The 17,224-nt window shown below is 45.3% G+C and carries 17 protein-coding genes; 8 read left to right on the top strand and 9 right to left on the bottom strand.

Translation table 11 applies throughout. The annotated features are described in order from the left end of the window. Window positions 1-14: 14 nt before the first annotated feature. Window positions 15-473, bottom strand: a complete 459-nt coding sequence (locus GTQ38_RS13640; RefSeq protein ID WP_161436098.1) for an Lrp/AsnC family transcriptional regulator — start codon at window positions 471-473, stop codon at window positions 15-17. Between the two features lie 153 nt (window positions 474-626). Here GTQ38_RS13640 and GTQ38_RS13635 point away from each other — a divergent pair, with 153 nt between their 5' ends. From GTQ38_RS13635 to ribB, 8 genes are all read left to right on the top strand, one after another. After that, window positions 627-1,847: a PLP-dependent transferase gene (locus GTQ38_RS13635; RefSeq protein WP_161436097.1), complete on the top strand. Its 1,221-nt coding sequence runs from the start codon at window positions 627-629 to the stop codon at window positions 1,845-1,847. 74 nt (window positions 1,848-1,921) lie between these two features. Further along, window positions 1,922-3,409, top strand: coding sequence for a Na+/H+ antiporter NhaC (gene nhaC / locus GTQ38_RS13630; protein WP_161436096.1), 1,488 nt, complete (start codon window positions 1,922-1,924; stop codon window positions 3,407-3,409). Between the two features lie 109 nt (window positions 3,410-3,518). Then, on the top strand, window positions 3,519-4,025 hold the full coding sequence (gene tpx, locus GTQ38_RS13625; RefSeq protein WP_161436095.1) for a thiol peroxidase: 507 nt from the start codon (window positions 3,519-3,521) through the stop codon (window positions 4,023-4,025). Further along, complete coding sequence (locus GTQ38_RS13620) at window positions 4,018-4,383, top strand: diacylglycerol kinase family protein (protein WP_161436094.1); 366 nt, start codon at window positions 4,018-4,020, stop codon at window positions 4,381-4,383. Before tpx ends, GTQ38_RS13620 begins: the two co-directional genes overlap by 8 nt. Window positions 4,384-4,447: 64 nt before the next feature. Then, window positions 4,448-6,820, top strand: coding sequence for a DNA translocase FtsK (locus GTQ38_RS13615; protein WP_161436093.1), 2,373 nt, complete (start codon window positions 4,448-4,450; stop codon window positions 6,818-6,820). A 4-nt stretch (window positions 6,821-6,824) separates the two neighbouring features. Beyond that, window positions 6,825-7,469, top strand: a complete 645-nt coding sequence (locus tag GTQ38_RS13610; protein WP_161436092.1) for a LolA family protein — start codon at window positions 6,825-6,827, stop codon at window positions 7,467-7,469. 72 nt (window positions 7,470-7,541) lie between these two features. Further along, entirely contained in the window at window positions 7,542-9,059 is a 1,518-nt protein-coding gene (locus tag GTQ38_RS13605; RefSeq protein ID WP_238857956.1) for an LptF/LptG family permease, read from the top strand. Next, window positions 9,059-10,201, top strand: coding sequence for a 3,4-dihydroxy-2-butanone-4-phosphate synthase (gene ribB / locus GTQ38_RS13600; RefSeq protein ID WP_161436090.1), 1,143 nt, complete (start codon window positions 9,059-9,061; stop codon window positions 10,199-10,201). Before GTQ38_RS13605 ends, ribB begins: the two co-directional genes overlap by 1 nt. A 6-nt stretch (window positions 10,202-10,207) precedes the next feature. On the opposite strand, the gene GTQ38_RS13595 is transcribed toward ribB, so the two are convergent. The 8 genes from GTQ38_RS13595 to GTQ38_RS13560 form a co-directional block, all read right to left on the bottom strand. Further along, entirely contained in the window at window positions 10,208-11,401 is a 1,194-nt protein-coding gene (locus tag GTQ38_RS13595; protein WP_161436089.1) for a DegT/DnrJ/EryC1/StrS family aminotransferase, read from the bottom strand. Between the two features lie 280 nt (window positions 11,402-11,681). Further along, on the bottom strand, window positions 11,682-12,326 hold the full coding sequence (locus GTQ38_RS13590; RefSeq protein ID WP_161436088.1) for an NAD(P)H-dependent oxidoreductase: 645 nt from the start codon (window positions 12,324-12,326) through the stop codon (window positions 11,682-11,684). A gap of 5 nt (window positions 12,327-12,331) precedes the next feature. Beyond that, window positions 12,332-13,087, bottom strand: coding sequence for a sulfite exporter TauE/SafE family protein (locus tag GTQ38_RS13585; RefSeq protein WP_161436087.1), 756 nt, complete (start codon window positions 13,085-13,087; stop codon window positions 12,332-12,334). Window positions 13,088-13,216: 129 nt separating this feature from the next. Further along, complete coding sequence (locus tag GTQ38_RS13580) at window positions 13,217-14,236, bottom strand: transporter family protein (protein ID WP_161436086.1); 1,020 nt, start codon at window positions 14,234-14,236, stop codon at window positions 13,217-13,219. 70 nt (window positions 14,237-14,306) lie between these two features. After that, window positions 14,307-14,699 (bottom strand): hypothetical protein, encoded by a 393-nt coding sequence (locus tag GTQ38_RS13575; protein ID WP_238857937.1) that lies wholly within the window; start codon window positions 14,697-14,699, stop codon window positions 14,307-14,309. A 46-nt stretch (window positions 14,700-14,745) separates the two neighbouring features. Further along, entirely contained in the window at window positions 14,746-15,405 is a 660-nt protein-coding gene (locus GTQ38_RS13570) for an O-methyltransferase (RefSeq protein ID WP_161436085.1), read from the bottom strand. A gap of 93 nt (window positions 15,406-15,498) precedes the next feature. Continuing rightward, window positions 15,499-16,671: a serine hydrolase domain-containing protein gene (locus GTQ38_RS13565; RefSeq protein WP_161436084.1), complete on the bottom strand. Its 1,173-nt coding sequence runs from the start codon at window positions 16,669-16,671 to the stop codon at window positions 15,499-15,501. A gap of 88 nt (window positions 16,672-16,759) precedes the next feature. Next, window positions 16,760-17,182, bottom strand: coding sequence for a hypothetical protein (locus GTQ38_RS13560; protein WP_161436083.1), 423 nt, complete (start codon window positions 17,180-17,182; stop codon window positions 16,760-16,762). Between the last annotated feature and the right edge of the window lie 42 nt (window positions 17,183-17,224).

The raw sequence follows: 17,224 nt of genomic DNA, 5'->3' as shown, positions 1-17,224 counted from the left end.
CGGTGTTCCAAGCTTTAAAGCTGAATGGCGGTACTGTATTTGACCTCCTGGATCGCGAACGAGCTTTGGGTGCTGCCGATATTTTTCAAAGCCGTTAATTTACCTACCAAAAATTCCCGATAGGCTTCCATATCCTTAACACAGATCTTTAAGAGATAATCGTAGTCTCCGCTGATATGGTAGCACTCAACAACCTCCTCAAGCTGGAGGACCTCTCGCTCAAATTGACGCACATATTCCTTGATGTGTTGTACCAGTTTAACATGACAAAAGACCACAAAGGCCTTGTCAATAAGACCTTTGTTTAATAGGGTAACATACTTTGCTATTACCCCCTTATTCTCCAACCGTCTGATTCGCTCGTAAACAGCCGTATTGGACAGTTCCAGATCATTGGCGTAGGCCTTGATCGTCCGTTTGCTGTCTGTCTGTAACAACATCAGCAGCTTTTTGTCAATTTCGTCCAGTTGCATGCCGAAAGATTTTCCTTTTTATGAATTAATCCAAGAAAGTTTTAGATTGAAAATCTGTATTTGTCTTTAAGAATAGAATTATTTTCTAAATATAGGGATATACATTGATAAAATGTCTTATACATGGTATTTTTATAGTCTAAATATATTGCAATGGACTATAAGGCATCAGATCAATTTCAAGACTTACAGTATTTTGGTGAATTCGGAGGGGTAAATCCCTCCATATCAGATTCTTCAACCTACACCTTTCTCTCTGCCAAAACCATGTTCGACACTTTCGAAGGAAACACCGAGGGCTGCTATTTATACAGTAGGCACTCGTCCCCTTCCAATCTGTATTTGGGTGAGGCCCTGGCCGCTCTGGAGGGCACAGAAACCGCTAACGTCTTTGCAAGCGGTATGGGAGCGATAAGTGCCGTGATACTACAATTGTGCAGTTCCGGGGATCATATCATCAGCAGCAGAACGATTTACGGAGGCACTTATGCCTTCCTTAAAAACTTCCTGAAAAAATTCAATATTGGGATCTCTTTCGTCGACATTACGAATCTGAAAGCCGTCAGAGAAGCCGTATGCGATGAAACCAGGTTGATCTATTGCGAATCTATCAGCAACCCATTGCTGGAAGTAGCCGATATACCCGGGTTAAGCAGAATTGCCCTGGAAAACAAGCTTCCCTTAGTAGTAGACAACACCTTCTCCCCCCTATCCATTCCTGCTGCCAAATTAGGTGCAGACATTGTGATCCACAGCCTTACGAAATTCATCAATGGTACCAGTGACGCTGTGGCCGGCGCGGTTTGTGGCTCAAAAGACTTTTGCCTAAGCCTTAAGGACGTGAATACCGGTGCCGGCATGCTGCTTGGAAGCACTTTAGATAGCTTGAAAGCGGCCTCCATTCTAAAAAATATGCGAACTCTTCACATCCGTATTAAAAAACACAGTCATAACGCCCATTACCTCGCCAGGCGGTTTGAAGAGGATGGTCTGAGGGTTGTTTACCCGGGCCTTAGGAGTCATAATGGACACAGTATCATGCAAAAACAGATGGTTTCCGAATATGGATTTGGGGGTATTCTTACCCTGGACGTTGGGAACCTTAGCCGAGCCAACGCACTCATGGAACTAATGCAAAAGCGCAACCTGGGATACCTGGCCGTGAGCCTCGGTTTTTACAAAACCCTCTTCAGTGCACCTGGCAGTTCAACCTCTTCGGAGATCCCCGAAGAGGAGCAAGCCGCCATGGGCCTTACGGATGGTCTGATCCGTTTTTCCGTCGGTCTGGACAACAATATTGAGAGGACCTACTTAAACATGAAGGCCTGCATGCTGGAACTGGGCGTTCTGAGCGAGAAAACAGCACTGGTTTAGGCCAATAACGGGCCTGGTTTGCACAAGCGTAGGCAAAATCGTATTATTACGGGCAAACTAATCCAAACTTCTCTATGTCCGAGAAAAAAACCAATAAGTACAGGCAAAACGAAAATATAGTTGAGAATCGGGAATTAAACATTTGGGAAGCTCTTATTCCAGTGTTTGCTCTGATAGGAATGCTTGCCTACAACGTTTACGTTTTTGGCAACGATGCTATTAGCGGTTCGAATCAATTCATTCTTTTGATGGGAGGCGCGGTAGCCGCGATTGTGGGCTTTTTCAATAAGGTATCCTACAAGCAAATGCTTGCAGAAGTAGCAGAGAATGTGAGATCCACCACTGGCGCGCTCTTGATTCTCTTAATGGTTGGAGCTTTGGCGGGAACCTGGTTGATCAGCGGCATTATTCCCGCGATGATCTATTACGGACTTCTGATCTTGAATCCCACGATATTTTTGGGAGCATGCGTAGTAATTTGCGCCCTGATATCTGTGGCCACCGGCAGTAGCTGGACCACGGCCGCAACTATTGGGATAGCCATGATAGGTATAGGTGACGCTTTGGGTATTTCCCTGGGGATGACCGCAGGTGCCGTGCTTTCAGGAGCTTACTTTGGGGATAAAATGTCTCCGCTCAGCGATACTACGAACCTGGCTCCCGCTATGGCTGGTGGCACCCTGTTCAATCATATCCGTTATATGGCATGGACTACCATACCAACTATTCTGGTTACTTTAACGGTCTTCATTATAATCGGGTTCTTTTTAGAACCTGGAGATAACGCATCGGGTACCGAAACCATTCTGGCATCCATTAAGGACACTTTTAATATCAACGGATGGCTGTTTTTAGTACCGCTTGTTGTAATCTTTATGATCGTCCGCAAAACCCCTCCGTTAGTAGCGTTATTGGTAGGGACCTTGTTGGGTGGAATCTTTGCGTTGATCTTTCAACCAGGGATCGTTGCCGGCATTACAGGTGTTGCAGAGTTGAACTTCGAATCTGCTTATAAAGGTGTCTTAAATGCAATCACACTGGAGACTCAGATCCCAACAGAAAATGAGCAGCTCGTGGATCTTTTCAAAGCCAAAGGCATGAAAGGTATGCTTGGTACGATTTGGCTGATTGTCTGTGCGATGGTCTTCGGAGGTGTAATGGATGCCATTGGAGCATTATCCAGGATCACGAAATCGCTTTTGTCCCTTGCTAAAAGCACCTTGGGGCTTTTTGCCAGTACTGTGGGCAGTTGTCTTGCACTGAATATAACAGCCTCAGATCAGTACCTGGCTATTGTAGTTCCCGGGAAAATGTTTGCAAAAGCTTATTCAGACAGAGGCCTGGCTCCAGAAAACCTCAGCAGGACCCTGGAGGACTCCGGAACGGTAACTTCTGTACTGGTGCCCTGGAATACCTGTGGAGCTTATCACAGCGGTGTACTCGGAGTAGGAGTAGGTGAATATTTTTTCTATGCCATTTTCAATTGGCTCAGTCCATTTACTACTTTGCTTTTTGCCGCTTTTAACATAAAAATTAAGCAGCTTTCTGCCGCCAAAGCATAACTATTGGCCCGTCCGATTGAATATCGGAGTTTAAACCAAATTTTTCTTAAAGGGAACTTCCCTTTCAACTATTATTTTTTAATTTCACGATGAATTTAAAACTCTAGCAATGGCAACAATAACTTTAGGTGGCAATACAGTTCATACCCTGGGCGAACTCCCTGCTGTAGGTAGTTCAGCTCCGAATTTCACTCTTACCAAAGACGATCTTTCTTCGGCTTCCCTTTCGGATTTTAGCGGAAAAAAGGTGGTTCTCAATATTTTTCCCAGCGTAGATACCGGCACTTGTGCTCAGTCCGTCAGGCAGTTCAATCAGGAAGCTGCTGAGCTAAGCAATACCGAAGTGCTGTGTATTTCAAGAGATCTTCCCTTTGCTCAAAAACGATTTTGTGGCGCGGAGGGGATAGAAAATGTCCACATGCTCTCAGACTTCAAGGATCACAAGTTTGGAAAAGATTACAGAGTTGAGTTTACGGATGGTGGTTTTCAAGGACTGCTTTCGCGATGTGTTGTGGTCCTGAACGAAGAAGGTAAAGTTCTGCACACCGAGCAGGTTGGAGAAACAGCGGATGAACCTAACTATAAAGCCGCATTAGAAGCCCTGATGGATGGCTAAAGAAAGCTTTCTGGTAAACAGGATCAAAAGTGTTGGGTATGCCCTCAAAGGGGCCATACTGCTGATTCGGACCGAAGGGAGTATTAAGATACAGGTCTTCATTACCCTCTTGGTCACGGCTGCCGGATTCTATTACAATATATCAGCAACGGAATGGATACTACAGATCCTGGCTATAGCCCTGGTACTTGGTATAGAAGGCCTTAACACAGCAGTAGAGAAAACTTCGGATTACATCCAACCTGAGTTCGACGATAAGATCGGATTCATCAAAGACATCTCCGCGGGGGCCGTAATGCTGGTGTCTATAGCGGCGACAATTGTCGGACTTATCATCTACATCCCCAAAATATTTTAGGAGGAGCCTTCCGGCGGCTTCACCTGTAAATTTGTATTTTTACCCCATAGAACAGTGCGATTGAATGGCAAAGAAGCGAAAAAAAACAAAACCTACGTCTTCCAAAAAAAAGGTTTCTTTCAGGTTTTCAAAACAGAATAAGATCATCCTTGGCAGTCTTTTGGTACTGCTGAGTATTGCACTTTTCTTCTCGTTTATATCCTATTATTTCACCTGGCAGGAAGACCAGAGTATGCTTAGCGAATTTGCTGACAGGAATGAACAGGCTAAAAACCTGCTGAATAAATTCGGTGCCAGTGTCAGCCATTTTTTCATGTATAAGGGCTTCGGCCTGGCATCATTTGCCTTTCCTTTCTTACTGTGTGTCACAGGACTTCATCTGTTTCTGGGGCTGGGCAGTAAAGGACTGTTGAGCAAGTGGGTATGGGGATTGGTTTTCGTTATTTGGTTTTCCATCGCATTGGGCTTTTTTGCCCTGGAGCAGCCTCTGCTGGGTGGGCTCATTGGATTTGAGATGAATGATTTCCTTCAGGATTATGCGGGAAAGATAGGGGTCATGCTTTTATTGGTCTTTGGACTTACTGTAATCCTGGTCCGATTGTTCAAATTCAGCCCGGAAGATCTGGCCGCTTATTTCAAAACAAAGCAGAAGCCACTGGCAACGGAGATCAGCGGAGGGGTAGTAAAAGATTCCGGGGACAGCATTATTTTGGATGTAGGTGAGGATACCCCGGTGGTGATAGACACTTACACGCATAAAGAAGATATTCCTCCTCTGAAGAAGGAAAAGGAAGTAAAGAAAGAGGCGCCAAAAACGGCTGAGAAGGAAGCGGATAAGATGCCGGACATCGAGATGAAGGTGGAGAAAATAAAGGAGGAAAAAGAGGTCAAAGATGTGCTTTCCAAAAAATTGGTAGAGGATTTTGGGGAATTCGACCCTACCCTGGAGCTGGGTAACTATAAGTTTCCCCATCTGGACCTGCTTGATCATCACGGATCTACCGGAGGGATCACCATCAACCAGGAAGAATTAGAAGGAAACAAAAACCGTATCGTTGAGACCTTAAAGAATTACAAGATCGGTATCGCCCAGATCAAAGCGACCATCGGCCCCACAGTTACCCTCTATGAGATAGTACCCGAAGCCGGGGTGCGCATCTCCAGGATCAAGAACCTGGAAGACGATATTGCCTTGTCTCTGGCAGCCCTGGGCATACGGATCATCGCGCCAATTCCCGGGAAGGGAACCATTGGTATTGAGGTACCGAACAAGAACTCCACTATAGTTTCCATGCGTTCGGTTATCGCATCGAGCAAATTCCAGAAGGCGGAGATGCAACTGCCTATCGCCTTCGGTAAGACCATCAGCAATGAAACTTTTGTAGTGGACCTTGCTAAAATGCCTCACTTATTGATGGCCGGTGCCACAGGTCAGGGAAAATCAGTAGGCCTGAATGCCGTACTCACTTCCCTACTCTACAAAAAGCACCCTGCGGAGGTAAAATTTATCCTGGTCGACCCGAAGAAAGTGGAGCTTACCATTTACAATAAGATAGAGCGTCACTATCTGGCCAAATTGCCGGATTCTGAAGAAGCCATCATCACGGATACAACGAAGGTGGTGCATACGCTGAATTCGCTTTGCATTGAAATGGACAACAGGTACGAACTCCTGAAGCACGCCATGGTGCGGAACATCAAAGAGTACAACGCCAAGTTTAAGACCCGTAAGCTAAACCCCAATGACGGGCATAAGTTTCTGCCTTATATCGTTTTGGTGATAGATGAATTTGCAGACCTGATCATGACCGCCGGCAAGGAAATAGAAACACCCATAGCAAGGCTTGCCCAGCTGGCCCGTGCGATTGGCATACACCTGATAATCGCTACTCAACGCCCTTCCGTAAATGTCATAACGGGTATCATCAAAGCCAATTTCCCCGCGAGGATAGCCTTCAGGGTTACCTCAAAGATCGATTCAAGGACCATACTGGATACTACTGGTGCCGATCAGCTTATCGGTCGGGGGGACATGTTATTTACGCAGGGCAACGACATTACCAGACTGCAATGTGCGTTTGTGGATACCCCTGAGGTGGCCAAGATCGCTGAATATATAGGTGCGCAACGGGCATATCCTGAAGCATTCCAACTCCCGGAGTACGTTGGAGAAGATTCTGGCACAGGTATTGCATACGAAATTGAGGACCGGGATGCCATGTTCCGCGAAGCCGCAGAAGTTGTTGTTATCGCGCAGCAGGGGTCAGCCTCCCTTATTCAGCGCAAGCTGAAATTGGGCTATAACAGAGCGGGAAGGATCATAGATCAATTGGAAGCTGCAGGTGTAGTAGGACCTTTTGAAGGAAGCAAAGCCCGACAGGTATTGGTCCCGGATATTTATGCGTTAGACCAGTTATTAAAAAATGAAACGAAATAGTCTTATGAAAAAAATATTACTCTTTACCGGAATGATGCTCGCGGTATTTACTGCCTCCGCTCAAAATTCCGAAAAGGCCAAGGCTTTGCTGGATGAAGTCTACAACAAGGTGAAGGGATATGAGAACATTGAGATAGACTTCAAATACGAACTCCATAATTCTGAAGCTAACATCAATCAGGAAACCCGTGGAGATGTAACACTGCAGGGAGATAAGTACCTGTTCAATTATCTGGGTTCCCAACAGTTATACGACGGCAATAAGGTTTATACCATCGTTCCTGAGAATGAGGAAGTGACCATAGAAGACCGAGCCGAGGATGAGAACACCGTAACTCCTTCCAAAATGCTCACTTTTTATAAGCAGGGCCACAACTACTCCTGGGATATCCTACAGAATGTAAAAGGAAGAAAGATCCAATTTGTAAAACTCATCCCAATTGATACCAATTCGGAGATCGCGTCGATCTTGCTTGGAGTGGATGCAGAGACTAAACACATCCACAAGCTTATAGAGACCGGGAAGAACGGCACCAAGACAACTATCACTGTTAATTCTTTTAAAACAGACCAGCAGTTGTCAAAATCCTTATTTACTTTTGATGAGAATAAATACAAGAGCGAAGGATACTACATCATAAGAAATTAGATCTTGCGCATATTAGACCAGTATATATTAGGGCGATGGCTCTATAACTTTTTTAGCTCGTTTGTCATATTGATGTTCATCTTCATATTTCAGACGATCTGGTTGTTTATTGACGATTTGGCCGGAAGGGGGTTGGATATCGTCATCATAGGAAAATTCCTGTTCTACCTGATGCCCAACTTAACGGAGAAAGTACTTCCTCTGACAGTGCTGCTTTCTTCCATCATCACTTTCGGAACTTTTGCGGAAAATTACGAGTTTGCCGCGATGAAAGCTTCGGGAATCTCCCTGCAGAGATCCATGCTGCCGCTGATAGTACTGGTAACCTTTCTCGGAGGCCTTACTTTTTACTTTGCAAACAGCGTGATCCCGGCATCGGAACAAAAGATCTATAACCTGAGAAGGAATATCGCCAAGGTAAAGCCAGCCGCGGTGATAGAAGAGGGTGTTTTCAGTGATTTTGAGGGAATGAATATCAAGGTGGATTCCAAGAGCGGGGAAAACGACCGCTTTCTCGAAAATGTGATCATCCACAAAAAGTCAGACCTGCAAAAAAACACCACAGTGATCAAGGCAAAAACCGGGGAACTTATCAGTAGTGAAGGGTCGGAGATCATACAATTGGTGCTCAAAGACGGGCACTATTACGAAGATATAGTTACCAAAAACAATAAAAGTCGGCAGAAATTCCCTTTTGCCAAGTCTAATTTCGAGACCTACACCATCAATATAGAGATCCCGGAGAACGACCAGGACCTGGAGGAAGACCGGAATATCCGTACGGATAAGATGAAGAACATCTACCGGCTAAGGAAGGATATAGATTCCCTGCAGGAAAACAATATTAAAGTGATCAATGCCTTCTCCAAGAATATCACGACCAGAGTGGGTGCTTTTGTGCCCCTCCATCCTAAAGATACCACAAAGGTCAAGGCTGATGATGACATGGAAGGAGACAGCATCTCCCCTGCTGAAAAAGAACTGCGGATAAAACAGAGCATTCAGGTGAGGAAGTCCAAGGTCTTGCTCTCCCCAATGGCCAAAGTTGCTTCCGTTCAGGACAGCAATAAGGTGGAGAACAGCGCCAGGCTGGAGAATGCCATGGATATTGTAAAATTGTACCAACCCTGGAAGCAAAACCAGATACTGAGCACCGCTAAAAGCAATATTTCGAACATTTTAAACTCCGTGAGCAACAAAAAGGAAGAGCTGGAAAGGCGTTACAAAATATACAATATGCACATTCTCTCGTTGCACAAAAAGTATGCCCTCGCATTTTCCTGTATCATACTGTTTTTTGTGGGTGCACCACTCGGAGCCATTATCCGAAAAGGAGGACTTGGATTGCCAATGGTTATCGCCATTGTCCTTTTCCTGGCCTATTACTTTATAGGGGTGTTCGCAGGTAATTACTCCAAAGAGGGAAACATCCACCCAATCCTCGGTGCATGGCTATCTACACTAATAATGTTACCTTTGGGGGTCTTTTTGACCAAAAGAGCAACGGCAGACAAGGGTCTGATGACCTTTGGCCATGTTATTGATGCGATAAAAGAGCTGTTTAGAAAAAAGAAGAAGGCTGAATCCTGATGAATGTAAGTACGGAAAAGACTATAGAGCTTAACACGATTGAAGAGGCTATTGCCGATATTAAGGCCGGAAAGGTCATTATTGTCGTAGATGATGAAAACCGTGAAAATGAGGGTGATTTCATCGCGGCAGCGGAAGCGGCAACACCGGAGATGATCAACTTTATGGCTACTCACGGCCGGGGACTCATCTGTGCGCCCCTTACCGAGGCCCGCTGTGAAGAACTGGAACTCAATATGATGGTAGAGAACAATACCGTTCTACACCACACCCAATTCACCGTATCCGTAGATCTGATCGGACATGGCTGTACCACCGGGATTTCCGTTCAGGACAGAGCGAAGACTATCAAGGCCCTGGTAAATAAGGAAACCAAACCCTTCGACCTGGGAAGGCCAGGGCATATTTTCCCTCTAAGAGCAAAGAACGGAGGTGTACTGAGGCGTACCGGGCATACTGAAGCCGCGGTTGATTTTGCGCGTCTTGCCGGCTTTGAACCAGCAGGCATACTGGTAGAAATACTGAATGAGGATGGAACGATGGCCAGATTGCCGCATTTGGTGGATGTAGCTAAAAAATTCGACCTGAAACTGGTTTCCATAGAAGACCTGGTGGCCTACAGAATGCGACATGACAGTCTGATCACCAAAAAAGACGCTTTTGAGGTGGAAACGCGCTTTGGAAAGTACGAGTTGCACGTATACCAACAAACGACCAATGACCAGGTTCACCTGGCGCTTACACGAGGCGACTGGAAATTAGACGAACCTGTGTTGACCCGTATCAATTCCACACTTGTCAATAACGATATCCTGGGAACGCTCACCAATAATGCCGACAAGAAACTGGATGATATGTTTAAGTCGCTCAACGACGAAGGCAAGGGAGCTATAGTCTTTATCAATCAGCAAAGCGAGTCCTTCAACCTGCTTAAACGGATTGCCGGTCTCAAAGAAAACCAGAAAAAAGGTATTCTGAAAGCGCCAAAAATTGAAATGGACGCGAAGGACTTCGGGATTGGAGCACAGATCTTACACGACCTGGAAATCAGCAAAATGCGTCTGATGACCAACAGCCAGCAAACCCGGAGGGTGGGTATGATCGGCTACGGTCTGGAAATTGTGGAATACGTATCTTACTAACAACCTTTAGGGGATCTTCCGCAGCACCTCAGCCATTTTGGCTGCCCTTGAATGCACCTCATCTTCGGTCCAACCCAGTTTGATTAAACAGGAGATGTTTCTTCCGATCCAATGATCGGAAGCTTCAAAATGCGCATCTGAGAATTGGGGTAAGCCTTCCAAAACTTCCTTGCTTACTGGCCCCAGGGTCTTTAATTGCTTAAAATGGTCCCATTTTCTGTGGTAATGCCAGTTGTTGTCGAACCAATAAAAACAGCCGTCCAGTCCCGCCTCGGACAGCGCTTTTTTGGCTCTTGCGGCACTGAGCTGGTCTGGCATAAAGAAATTGAGGAAGGAGTAATTCTCTACTCCACCTTCCGGCACTCTTCTGAAAGTGATCCCGGAAACACTTTCCAGGGCTTGCCTCAGACTATTGTAATTGCTTTTTTGTATGGCAAGGAATTCGTCTAACCTTGCAATTTGCGCCAGGCCTACGGCCGCGTTCAACTCGGAGATCCGGAAGTTATAACCCAAAAACGGATGCTTCTCTGCGCCCCTGTCATAACCAATGTGATCATGGCCGTGGTCCGAATAATGATCGGCATTGCGGTAAAAGCCAGTATTGTTTGTGATCAGAGCTCCGCCTTCCCCGCAGGTGATTGTTTTTACATAGTCAAAGGAAAAACAGCCCAGATCCCCATAGCTTCCAAGGGGTTTGCCCTGATAACTGCCTCCTATGGCCTGGCAGGCGTCTTCGATAAGCAAAAGTCCATGAGATTTAGCTATAGCCGAGAGCGCTTGCAGATCGGCCATAGAACCACACATATGCACCGGCATGATGGCCCTGGTACGTTCTGTGATGGCCTTTTCTACCGCCGAAGGATCCAGCGTAAGCGTATCATCAATATTTACCATGACCGGGACAGCACCTAAAGCCAGAACAGCCTCAAAACTGGCAACAAAAGTAAAATTTGGGATGATCACTTCATCTCCTGCGCCAATACCGGCCGCGGCCATGGCTACCGTGAGGGCGGCTGTACCACTACTGACCAAAAGCGCATGTTTGGTCTGCATTCTGCTGGCTAAGGCCTCTTCAAGAGATCTGGCCTTCCAATGCCCGTTGCGCATCCCGTCAAAACCGTATCGCATGAGCACCCCGGATTCCAGTACATCGTTTACCTGCGCTTTCTCTGTCTCTCCAAATAATTCAAATCCCGGCATAAAAGTTTTGTTGATGTAAGTTTAAGTCTAAGTACAAGTATAAGTCTAAGTTCCCAATTATTGCCCTTGAGTTTTACCCCTCACTGATTACTGTTTACTGATCACTGTTTACTATTCACTGCCCTAATTAGGTCTCGACTCCATCTTCACTAAAGTTTCGATGGACACGTGCGCTCGACCTGACAAAGTTAACTGTTCACTGATTACTGTTCACTGATTACTGCCAACTGCCCACTGCCCACTGTTCACTGTTCACTGATTACTGTTCACTGATTACTGTTTACTGATCCCCCTTTATATCGATCACACTTTTATCCATAGAACGGCGAACCTTTTTAAAATCCTGAAACATATCATCCTCAGCCCTGTAACCTACCGGAAGTACCAGAACGGAATTTAAGCCCAATTGTTCCAGCTTTAGAACCTGATCGTACTCTGATGGAAGGAAGCCTTCCATAGGACAGGAGTCTATCCTTTCCACAGCACAGATGGTCAACAGGTTCCCCATGGCCAAATAAGCCTGTTTTGCCGCCCATTCTTTGATCTCCTGGGTTTTCTTCGCCCGGAAATTCTGTACCATGGCCTGCTTAAAGGGGTCCAGGATCTCATCGCTGGTTCCCCGTACCTGCTGTACTCGCCTGAAATAACTCAGGATATAATCATCGTCCACGTTGGTTTCTATGCAAAGGATCAGTACGTGAGAAGCCTGCGCCACTTGTTTCTGATCAAAGGAGTAGCTGACCAACTTTTCCTGAATTTGCTTATCAGAAACCACGATCAGCTTAATAGGCTGTAAGCCATAGGAAGTGGCCGTAAGATTGAAAGCCTGCTTTAGCTTGTCTATCTTTTCCTGCGGTAGCATCCGCCCGGCATCAAACTTCTTTACGGCATATCGCCATTCCAGATCTGCTATTATATTCCCCATTGTCACTATTTAAAAAACCATAATTTAATTGATAAAATGATCACTACTACCACCAGGAAAGTTTTGATAAACCCATCTCCCTTCTTTACGGATATCCTGCTGGCCAACCATGCTCCGGATCCGTTGCCAATGGCCAAAACCAGCCCCACTTCCCATATAACCTTATCGTTAAGGATAAAGACCAGCAAGGCGGATAAGGTGTAAATCAATACCACGGCCACCTTGGTGGCATTCGTTCTGACCAGGTTCATCCGGTTGACGTAGTGCAAAAATAAGATTATAATGAATCCCAGGCCCGCATTGATAAAACCGCCGTAGATCCCAAAGAAAAAGAATGCGAAAATAGCCAGCCAGAGGTATTTTCCCTTTAGCCTTTCTTCCATCTGTTCTATCTTCATTTTGGGTTTGAAAATAATGATGCAAACCACTAAGATCATTATAATGGCCAGGATGCGGTTAAAGGTCTCTTCTTTGATATCTACAGCCAGATACGCGCCAATAATCGCACCCAAAAGGGCGGAAATACCCAAATAAACATTGAAGGGATAAGTGGATACGCCTTTGCTTTTAAACCCACCAACGGCAAGAGCATTCTGAATGGTAATTGCAACTCTGTTAGTCCCGTTCGCGACGCTGGACGGCAGGCCCAAAAAAATAAGCACCGGAAGTGAAAGAAGGGACCCTCCACCTGCGACCGTATTGATAAACCCAACGGCAAATCCAACGCCGATGAGAAGTGGGTAATGGTACCATTCTTCCATTCAGCAAAAATAGTACATCTGATCAAGTATTAACAGTGCTCCGCAAGATTAAAAAACCAACCCCATTTCAGATCCAAAAAAGAAGGCCGACCCAATGGCCGGCCTGCTCTTCATTTCCGTTCAAAGGATTCAAAAAGCGTATTGCAATCCAGCGGTAATCGTCTCTTTGGTCTTCAGTTGAATACCGTTCAGATCTTGTACCAGAGGCAGCGCCATTTCCAGGCCAAACCTCAGGTTTTTCAAGGCTCCTGAAGGAATATAAGTATTGAATCCAATGCCCCCGTTTACGAATGTTCCACCACTGTTCGCGGTATCCGCGGTTATTACCATCATTGGGTTTAAATTAGGGTCCGCACCTTCTATTTCTCCTACAATTAGGCCTTCCAGTCTGGCTGAGACACTTAGCCAGGGACTTGCCTTTACGGCGAACCAGTTGTTGAGGCTATAGCGGTTTCCATAACGGTAATCCCTTTCGTTTTCTCCAAAGCGAAATATCCCTCTCAACTGAGACCCCCAGGAAATTTGATCCGTCTGTCCCAGATAGGTCAGGGCCAGGTTTGTATCGAAAGTACCACTTCCAATTTGCATTGGATATGGCAATTCTGTCTCATTAGGTGCTGAAGCCGGGGTTACATCACTTTCAGTTACCGAGCCCGTTGGGATTGAAAAGCCCAACTGCCCATGCATGGTCTGTCGGTTCTTATTAAAAAATTTATAGAGCCCGGAAATCCGGATATCTCCAAAACCGGATGCCTCGGTGGTAAAACTACCGCCCATTCGGGTAATATGGTCCATTTCCATGGACAGATAGTTTAGCATCACCATTAGGGTGATCTTATCACTGGGCGCGTACATGGCTCCGAGCATATGCATATTCATAGGCATGTTGGTTGGAGTGACCATATAGTCTGCCAAAGCCTGATCGGTGGTAGCATCATCCGAACCTGCCCGCAGTTCATCCATATTCATGTACATATAGCGATAAGAGAACATCCATTCTCCCTTACCGTGCATATGATCTCCCATTACGGAAATAGGAGCATGTCCATCCGGTCTGCCAGCAGACCATTCTGTTGTATTTTGTTGATCGTCCTGGGCCACAAGCAGCCCACCGGCCATTATTAAAATGGCACATATTTTAAGTTTCATTGATCTTTTGTTAAGTGAATAATAAAGTGAAGAAGCACTTGGCCTTTTACAGGTAGTGCCCCCTGATCTCTTAGGAAATCCCGGAAATAATATTCACTGAAGTCGGAGGGTGAAAGTCTTGGTAGCTATAGAGATAGTGGTAGTTCTTAAGGTAGAAATCCGGAGTTGATCTCTTGAAAAACTGGTTGGCTTTGGCATGTACATCAAGTAAAACCACAAAACCTATAGGGTATTCTTCCATGAGGATACTCGGGAGGTTCCGTTGTTTTTCTTCATTTTGCTCATTGAGCATTTGCATCAGGTAGCACTTACCATTACAATCGAGTTCCGGCTTGTCCTGATTGATACAGAAAAACTCCGCGATATAGTCCTGGTTAACAATATATTCAAAAACTGGTGCCACCGGGCGGTACATGGCCAGCATGTATAAAAAAACAAAGAAAAATACCCCCGCTTTTTTCATGCCGCAAAGGTAATGCGGAAGGAGGAATAAGTAAATATGAATAATCTTAATTTTTGTAGCTGATGGCCAGGCCGCCGCCTGAATTGTCCACAGTGGTTGTAAAATCATCCAAAGCCATTACGTATTCCAGGTATTCCCTGGTGCCCGCCATACCTCTTTTACCAGGTGGACGAATGTTATGTGCTGCAAAGCATCCTTTGGAGACCAGTTTGGGCGCGACATCTTTAAAATAATTGATATACCAGCCCTTATCGGCATCGCTAAAAACAAAATCAAAGGGTCCTTTAAGTTCTTTTACGAGTTGATGAGCATTTGCCAGGCGCGCATCTATAAAATCCGATAAGCCGGCTTTTTCAAAATTGGCCAGCGCCTCTTTATACCTGCTTTCATCTATTTCAATGGTAATCAACTTACCCCCGGTTTTGCTGAAAGCCCAGGCCATCCAGATGGCGGAGTGCCCCGTGGAAGTCCCTATCTCAAGCCCCCGGGTATAACCATTCTTAAGGATGATATCGTAAAGCAACTGACCGTCGGAAGCCGGCACATTCATATCGCGCCATTTTCGTTTATTACTTTTTAAAAATTCCATGACCTTCCGATCCAGCTCCTTATCGGAGCTGACTTCCTGGGCCGCCGACTGGAATCCGATAAAACAAAGAACAAGGGTAAGTTTTAGTGCGACAGTTTTAATTAGGCCTGATTTCATCTTCTTATGGTTTAGGAAGTTACTTAAGGTATTGAATTACGGAAGACGAAGAAAGAAGATTAACAGTTCATTACTGAGTTTAACAATTGTTTTTTAGTGCTCGTCAATGGCGGGCAACAAATACTTTTCCACAATCCGGAACTGTGGTACTCTGCCAGTATAGTTACCTCCTGTAAAAACTATGACCGTTTTTAAGGGGGGAATAACAATGATCTTTTGCCCACCCCATCCCCCGGCATGGTAGGCCTCGATCTGTTCACCCTGATGTTCCAGAGGATTTATCCACCAGGAATAGGAATACCCCTGTTTACGAGAGGTCTCTCCAGGTACCTTAATGCCCGTATTGGACTTATACGGAATACGGCTTTTTGCCACCCAGGCGGATGAAACGATCTGTTCACCATTCCAAACACCCTCATCCAAATAGGTAATTCCTACCTTTAACATATCCCTGGGTTTAAGTTTCAGGCCTCCTGCTGATTCAATGACGCCATTCTCAAAGCGTACTGACCAATTGGCGTTTTCGATGTTCAGAGGTTCCCACAGATACTGCTGTGAAAATTCATCAATTGGCATTCCCGTTGCGTTCTTTAGGATCTCTCCTAACAGGATCTGGCTTCCTCCGTAATAAGCAAAACCGCTGCCAGGGGCACGGACTAAATTACCACTGAGGATATGTGAAACCGGGTCCATCTCGGAATACCAAATCCCAATGATAGGGTTTTCCAGGCTGCTGTAAGGAGCATTCCATTCTTCCCATTCAAGGCCGGGGGTCATGGTGAGAAGGTGTTCTATAGTGAGATGTTCTTTCCCGTCCCGAGCCAAATGTTGATGTTCCGGGAGATAGTCAAATATGGATTGGTCGACGTCTGCTATGAATCCCTTATCCACAGCAACTCCAATACAAACTGAGGTAATACTCTTGGTGTCGGACATAATGCTATGGCTCATATCCCGATCCCAGTTCACCAACTTTCCGTGATGGCGAGGTCCATCCCATTGGTAAATATGTCCTGGAAAATACTCCTCCAGGACCAGTTTCCCTTCCTTATAAAGCAGCAGGGAATGTATCTCCCCAAAACGGCCAGCTCCAATTTTATTTACAGCCTTTATGATGGGTACTGAATCCAACCCCACTTCGGTCAGGGTCCCGGTCTGTAAATCGTCAGCAAGTTCTGGAGGTGGATTATAGACATAGGAGTCTTTGGTTTGAGACTGACAACCCAAAAAAAGAAGCAAAAGAGTCAGAAATACCAGCTGTTTCATTGATCCTGAAGTTTAGTTTTTGCCGGGCATAGAACCAAACAAATCCCTGTAATTTACAGAAATCACAACAGCGAAATAATGATCAGGATCAGCTGCTTTTGAGCTGTCCGCTTCTAAAAGGTAAAAAATACGTCAGAGCAGTAATCGCGCAAATGATTAAATAGGGTTTCATAAGATATTGCCCCAGGAATTCAGCTTCTAAGGGAACGTTTTGGAACTGTGTAAATCCCAACGCGCCTATAACATAGCTTATAGGTATGAATATTAAGACATATGGGGCCAATTCTCTCGCCTTCCAAATCACCAAAAAGTAGATAAAAGCAGTCAGGAAATTAGAGATCCCAAAACTACCCATAAGAACAAGACTATCCGGAATTGGCTCTATTCCGGCCAGGTTTACCGCCGCGTATTTTACCCCATACGTATGCATAATTCCTCTGATCAAATCCATTATTGCTGCCATGAAAAGTACGAACACGTTTAATTTGAGGATGTTTTCTTTACTGAACATTTTCTTTTTCTTTTTGAATTATTAGTAATAATTTTTCGTTTG

The organism is Poritiphilus flavus (assembly GCF_009901585.1).
GTDB lineage: Bacteria > Bacteroidota > Bacteroidia > Flavobacteriales > Flavobacteriaceae > Poritiphilus > Poritiphilus flavus.
The sequence above is the reverse complement of the archived record's forward strand: the minus strand, read 5'-3'. Positions and strand labels throughout refer to the sequence as shown.

Coding starts and splice junctions, on each gene's coding strand:
- GTQ38_RS13590 (WP_161436088.1), bottom strand. CDS start 12,326: ATGGGGAATATAATAGCAGATCTGGAATGGCGATATGCCGTAAAGAAG.
- GTQ38_RS13560 (WP_161436083.1), bottom strand. CDS start 17,182: ATGTTCAGTAAAGAAAACATCCTCAAATTAAACGTGTTCGTACTTTTC.
- GTQ38_RS13585 (WP_161436087.1), bottom strand. CDS start 13,087: ATGGAAGAATGGTACCATTACCCACTTCTCATCGGCGTTGGATTTGCC.
- GTQ38_RS13570 (WP_161436085.1), bottom strand. CDS start 15,405: ATGAAATCAGGCCTAATTAAAACTGTCGCACTAAAACTTACCCTTGTT.
- ribB (WP_161436090.1), top strand. CDS start 9,059: ATGAATGTAAGTACGGAAAAGACTATAGAGCTTAACACGATTGAAGAG.
- GTQ38_RS13635 (WP_161436097.1), top strand. CDS start 627: ATGGACTATAAGGCATCAGATCAATTTCAAGACTTACAGTATTTTGGT.
- GTQ38_RS13615 (WP_161436093.1), top strand. CDS start 4,448: ATGGCAAAGAAGCGAAAAAAAACAAAACCTACGTCTTCCAAAAAAAAG.
- GTQ38_RS13575 (WP_238857937.1), bottom strand. CDS start 14,699: ATGAAAAAAGCGGGGGTATTTTTCTTTGTTTTTTTATACATGCTGGCC.
- GTQ38_RS13620 (WP_161436094.1), top strand. CDS start 4,018: ATGGCTAAAGAAAGCTTTCTGGTAAACAGGATCAAAAGTGTTGGGTAT.
- GTQ38_RS13595 (WP_161436089.1), bottom strand. CDS start 11,401: ATGCCGGGATTTGAATTATTTGGAGAGACAGAGAAAGCGCAGGTAAAC.
- GTQ38_RS13580 (WP_161436086.1), bottom strand. CDS start 14,236: ATGAAACTTAAAATATGTGCCATTTTAATAATGGCCGGTGGGCTGCTT.
- GTQ38_RS13565 (WP_161436084.1), bottom strand. CDS start 16,671: ATGAAACAGCTGGTATTTCTGACTCTTTTGCTTCTTTTTTTGGGTTGT.
- nhaC (WP_161436096.1), top strand. CDS start 1,922: ATGTCCGAGAAAAAAACCAATAAGTACAGGCAAAACGAAAATATAGTT.
- GTQ38_RS13605 (WP_238857956.1), top strand. CDS start 7,542: ATGTTCATCTTCATATTTCAGACGATCTGGTTGTTTATTGACGATTTG.
- GTQ38_RS13610 (WP_161436092.1), top strand. CDS start 6,825: ATGAAAAAAATATTACTCTTTACCGGAATGATGCTCGCGGTATTTACT.
- GTQ38_RS13640 (WP_161436098.1), bottom strand. CDS start 473: ATGCAACTGGACGAAATTGACAAAAAGCTGCTGATGTTGTTACAGACA.
- tpx (WP_161436095.1), top strand. CDS start 3,519: ATGGCAACAATAACTTTAGGTGGCAATACAGTTCATACCCTGGGCGAA.